Source organism: Rubrivirga sp., assembly GCF_049648075.1.
GTDB lineage: Bacteria > Bacteroidota > Rhodothermia > Rhodothermales > Rubricoccaceae > Rubrivirga.
This window is the reverse complement of sequence record NZ_JBARYR010000492.1, coordinates 1-5,463: the sequence shown is the minus strand read 5'-3', so window position 1 is coordinate 5,463 and position 5,463 is coordinate 1. Positions and strand designations below refer to the sequence as shown.

Sequence of the window (5,463 nt, the reverse complement as noted above, 5' to 3'; positions counted from 1 at the left end):
GCCTCGAAGGTCGCCGACACCGTCAAGGACGTCGCCGCGAGCGCCGCGGCCGGTGCCGCTGAACTCGTCGAGGACGCCGTCGAGGCCGTCACCGACGCTGCTTCCGACGCTACGGAGGCCGTCACCGACGTGGCCTCCGACGCCGCCGAGGCTGTAACGGACACCGTCAAGGGCGCTGCCGACGCGGCGGCCGACGCGGTCCCCTCCGGTGACGGCGCCAGCACGGCCGCCTCGCTCGGCTACACGGGCAAGGACCTGGGCCGCACGATCTCGATCGACGAACTCAACGAGACGGACGCGGCCAACGCCGGCGTCTCGGGCATCGGCGCGTCCAGCCAGGTCTCGGACACCGGCGCCGCGACCGACGAGATGACCGAGCTCTACGGGTCCTCCATGTCGGCCGTCGAGGCCGACCAAATCGTGACGGGCACCGTCGTCGGCCTGACCGATAAGGAGGTTGTCGTCGACATCGGCTTTAAGTCGGACGGCGTCGTCGCCAAGAACGAGTTCGGGGAGGACCCCGAGGTCGGCGACACGATCGACGTCTACGTCGAGCGCTTGGAGGACCGCCGCGGGCAGCTCACGCTGAGCTACACCAAGGCCAACCACAAGCTCCGCTGGAACATCTTCGAGGGCGCGCTCGAGTCGGGCGCCGTCGTCGAGGGCGAGATCACCAAGCGGATCAAGGGCGGCATGATCGTCAACCTGCTCGGTGTCGAGGCCTTCCTGCCCGGCTCCCAGGTCGATGTCCGCCCCGTGCGCGACTTCGACGTGTATGTGGGCAAGACGATGGAGTTCAAGGTGGTCAAGACGAACCCCCAGAACGGCAACGTCGTCATCTCGCACAAGGCGCTCATCGAGAAGGACCTTCAGGAGCAGCGCAAGCACATCCTGGACTCCCTCGAGGTCGGCCAGGTGTTGGAGGGTCAGGTCAAGAACATCGTCAACTTCGGCGCCTTCGTCGATCTTGGTGGCGTGGACGGACTCTTGCACATCACGGACCTGTCGTGGGGCCGTGTCGGGCACCCGAGCGAGGTGCTCGAGCTCGACATGAAGCTCAACGTCGTCGTCTTGGACTACGACAAGGAGCGCCAGCGGATCTCGCTGGGCTACAAGCAGCTCCAGGAGCACCCGTGGGAGAACCTCGCGGAGCGCATCGTGGAGGGCATGGAGATCGAAGGCCGCGTGGTCTCGATCACCGACTACGGCGCCTTCGTCGAAGTCGAGCCCGGCATCGAGGGCTTGGTCCACATCTCGGAGATGTCCTGGACGGAGCACGTCAAGCACCCGACGCAGCGCGTCCAGCTCGGCCAGAACGTCAACGTCAAGGTCTTGAAGGTCGACGAGTCGACCAAGAAGATCAGCTTGGGCATGAAGCAGCTCGAGCCCGACCCGTGGGAGGGCTTGTTGGCCCGGTTCCCGGTCGGGACGATCACGCGCGGCAAGGTCCGCAACATCACGACCTTCGGCGCCTTCGTCGAGATCGAGCAGGGCATCGACGGGTTGGTCCACGTGTCCGACCTGTCGTGGACCAAGCGGGTCAAGCACCCGTCCGAGGTGGTCAAGAAGGGCATGGAGCTCGACGTGATCGTGATCGACATCGACATCGCACAGCGCCGGATTTCGCTGGGCCACAAGCAGGTCTCGACCGATCCCTGGGCCAAGGTGGCCGAGGTGTACGGCGAGGGCGCCGAGGCCACGGCGACGGTCGCCGAGATCAACGACGGCGGCGTGGTCGTCGACCTTCCGCTGGACGTCGAGGGCTTCGTGCCCGCGTCGCACCTGTTGCGCAGCGGTCGCCCGATCGACGCGTACCAGGTCGGTGACGAGCTCGAGCTCCAGGTGATCCGGATGGACCGCGAGGACCGCGAGCTGGTGCTTTCCGAGACCGCCAAGCAGCGGGCCGAGGAGCGCGCCGAGCGCGACGCCGAGTTCCGCGAGAAGCGGAACCAGCAGCGTGAGGAGCGCAAGCAGGTCGAGTCGTACGGCAGCAGCCAGTCCGGTCCCGCAACGCTGGGTGAGCTCTCAGGGCTCGCCGCGCTTCGCGCCCAGATGGCTGACGCCGAGGCCAACGCGGTCTCGGACGAGGACACCAACGAGCCGCCCGTCGCGGTCGCCGGTGCCGCGTCCGACCTCGAGGGCGAGGTCGGCACGGACAACCGCGTGGAGACACGCGACGACGTGCCGCGCGGCTCCGCCGCCGAGACGACCGAGCGCGTTCAGGACACGGGCGCCGTCCCGCCGTCGACCAAGTCCCAGGCCGCCTTCGAGTCCGGTACGCCGGCCGAGGAGGGCTCGCTCGCTTCGGCGGTCGACACGGCCATCGGGCAAGAGACGGAGGCCACGTCTGAGGCGACGGAGCCTCAGTACACCGGACCCGTCGACAACCCCGAGACGGTCGACGTCCCGGAGGTCTTGGAGACGCCCGCCGACGAGGCCGTCGCCAAGCTCACCGGCAACGATGACGAGCCGGAGGCCGACCAGGAGCTCGGCAAGGCCAGCCTCGAAGTCGACGGCGACCTCGAGGACGCGACCGACGACAAGGAGTAACCCTCAGCGTCTGTAGGATTCAGGGCGGCGGCTTCTTCGGAGGTCGCCGCCCTTTTTGCGTCTACCCTCGAGGTCGACTCCCTTGACATGTCGCAGGCGGCGTCCTCGAGGTCGGGCACAGCGCATCGGTCCGTGACGTGTCAACCTCGAGGCTGGGGAGCCGCGTCCTCGAGGGCGCGTAGGTGGTGCCCCCACACGCTGCACATGCTCGACCTCGACACGCTCCGCGACCTCGCCGACTTCGCCGGTCCAGAGCGCGCGTTCCTGACCGTCTACCTCGACCACGGCGACGACCCGTCCGTCCTCGAGGCCGACCTGGCGCGGATCCGCGCGCTGCTGAGCGACCAGCCCGCCGAGACCGAGCACTTTCAGGAGAGCCTGACGATCGCTCGGGAGCTCATGGACGAGTTCGACGCGCCCCACGATGGTGCCCTCGCGATCTACACCTCGTGGGCCGGCGACGTCCGACGCGCGTACGAGCTCCCCGAGCGCGTCGGGACGACGGTGTGGATGGGCGACGCGCCGTACCTCCGGCCGGCGTATGAGCTGATCGAGGAGCACGAGACCTACGCCGCCGTCGTCTTGGACAACGACCGGGCCAAGATCTACCTCGTCTCCGCCGACGAGGTCGACGAGCGCGGACGCGTCCGGGGCGACATCAAGAACAGCGTCAAGAAGGGCGGATGGAGCCAAAAACGCTACGCTCGCCGCCGCGACAAACAGATCGAGGCCTACGCGACCGAGATCGCGGACGGACTGTCCGACCTCGAGGCCGAGCGCTCGTTTTCGCGCATTGTCCTGGTCGGCTCTGACGAACCGGTGCGGGCCGTCACGGAGGCGCTGCGGCAGGACCTGAGAGACAAGCTTGTCGGCTCCAAGTCGGTGGACGGCAACGCCGATGACAGTGACGCCCTCGAGGCCGCCGCGGAGCTTGCCGTCGAGGGCGAACGCGAGGCGGAGCAGTCGCTGTGGGTCCAGATCCGTGAGCAGGGGATGGGGCCGGGGCTCGCGGCGTTCGGCGCAACTTCGGTCTTGGAGGCACTGACACACGCCCGCGCGGAGGCCGTCTTGGTGGACCGCGAGGCCGAGATCAAAGGCACGAAGTGCCGTACGTGCGAGGCCGTCCAGCACGGCACGCCAAACACGTGCGGCACGTGCGGCTCACGCGACGTCTTCCGCGTGGACCTGGTCGAGGTCATGACGGAGCGGGCCGTTCGCACGGGTGCCGAGGTCGACTTTGTCGACCCGTTCTCCGCCCTCGAGGACGTCGGCGGCGTCGCGGCATTGCTGCGGTACGCCCTCAGCGCAACGGACGCGGAGCAGGAGGAGCGCGAGCGCCGCGAACGGGCCGAGCGCGAGGCCCAGCGCCGCGCCGACCTCGAGGGCGATCCTGTCCCCGACCTCGAGGACGAACCGGCCGAGGCCCAAGAGGCTGCAAATCTCGAGGTTGAGCCGCCTGCCCTCGAGGAGGAACCGTCGCGGGCCACCGCCCTCGAGGACGAACCGACCGACGTCCTTGAGGCTGAGCCCATCGACGCCGAGCCTGCGGAGGTCGAATCCACCGAGGCTGCGCCCGTCCTCGAGGCCGATGCGCCCGCCCTCGAAGTCGCCCCTCAGCCCAAACCAGCAGTCAAGACGAGTCCGCCCAAGCCGAAACCGAAGCCCGTCGAGACGCCGACGTCCGATCGCGCCCCCGTCGCTGTGGAGCCGCCCGCACCCCGCAAGCGGACGCCGGCCTGGGTCTTGGTCTTGCTCCTCTTGGTAGCGGTCTCAGCCGTCATCGCCATCGTCATCGGCCTCTCGTGATGGACAACGAGCACGCGACCGACGCCGACTGGAGAGAGCGACTGACCCCAGAGCAGTACCGCGTCCTGCGCGAGAGCGGGACCGAGCGCGCCTTCACCGGAGCCTACCACGACGAGAAGTCTCCCGGCACGTACCGGTGCGTCGGGTGCCAAACGCCGCTCTTCCGAAGCGAGGTCAAGTTCGACAGCGGAAGCGGCTGGCCCAGCTTTACCGACGCCCTCGAGGACGCGGTCACGTTGCGCGATGACCGGTCGCACGGGATGCGCCGCATCGAGGTCGCGTGTGCGACGTGCGACGGGCACCTGGGACACCTGTTCGACGACGGGCCACGGGACGCGGGCGGGCTCCGCTACTGTCTCAACTCCGCCGCTCTCGACCTCGATCGAGACTGATCGTCCTCGAGGCATGTCCTGAGCGCAGCCGAAGGGACTGCGCTAGCGGCTCTCGAGCCAGCCCGTCGGGTCGGAGGGGGAGCCGCCCTGGTAGAGCGCGAAGAACAGCGCGGCCCCACGGCGCTCTGCGGCCGTCCCGGACCGCCCGATGGCTTGGCCTGCCCGGACCGTCTGACCCTGGCGCACACTGACCTGGGACAGGTTGCCGTACAGCGTCACGAACTCGCCGTGCGTCACCATGACGTAGCGGCCGTACGTCGGGATGCGGCCGACGCGCTGGACGACGCCTTCGAAGACCGACACGGCCGGGGCGCCCGGCGCGGTCGAGATGTCGATGCCGGGGGAGCTGATCCGGGTGCCGGAGACCGGATCGGTCCGCGTGCCGAAGCGGCCTGTGACGGTGCCGAAAGCGGGCCACGGGAGGCGGCCTCGGTTCGTGCGGAAGGAGCCCGTCAGATCGACGGTTCGGCTCGGCGGTGGTGCGGCCTCGGCGTCGGCGATACGGCGAGCTTCAGCGACGCGTCGGGCCTCCGCGAGACGGGCCTCTTCAGCAGCGCGAGCGGCTTCCTCAGCCTCGGCTCTCTGTCGGCGCTCGGCAGCAGCGATTCGTTCTTGCTCCGCACGACGAGCCGCTTCGGCTTCCTCGGCCGCGCGTGCCTCCGCCTGGCGGCGTTCCGCATCGCGACGGCGCTCTGCTTCGGCGACGGCCTCAGGG

4 protein-coding genes are annotated in these 5,463 nt (G+C 68.9%); 3 read left to right on the top strand and 1 reads right to left on the bottom strand.

What is annotated here, in order from left to right:
- From rpsA to msrB, 3 genes are all read left to right on the top strand, one after another.
- A partial coding sequence (gene rpsA / locus WBA11_RS13900) for a 30S ribosomal protein S1 (RefSeq protein WP_424521268.1) occupies positions 1 to 2,550 on the top strand: 2,550 nt, incomplete at its 5' end.
- A gap of 204 nt (positions 2,551 to 2,754) precedes the next feature.
- The gene (locus tag WBA11_RS13895) at positions 2,755 to 4,356 is read left to right on the top strand and encodes a Vms1/Ankzf1 family peptidyl-tRNA hydrolase (protein ID WP_424521267.1); all 1,602 of its coding nucleotides are present in this window, start codon (positions 2,755 to 2,757) and stop codon (positions 4,354 to 4,356) included.
- On the top strand, positions 4,356 to 4,748 hold the full coding sequence (gene msrB / locus WBA11_RS13890) for a peptide-methionine (R)-S-oxide reductase MsrB (protein ID WP_424521266.1): 393 nt from the start codon (positions 4,356 to 4,358) through the stop codon (positions 4,746 to 4,748). Before WBA11_RS13895 ends, msrB begins: the two co-directional genes overlap by 1 nt.
- A gap of 42 nt (positions 4,749 to 4,790) precedes the next feature.
- On the opposite strand, the gene WBA11_RS13885 is transcribed toward msrB, so the two are convergent.
- A partial coding sequence (locus tag WBA11_RS13885) for a murein hydrolase activator EnvC family protein (protein ID WP_424521265.1) occupies positions 4,791 to 5,463 on the bottom strand: 673 nt, incomplete at its 5' end.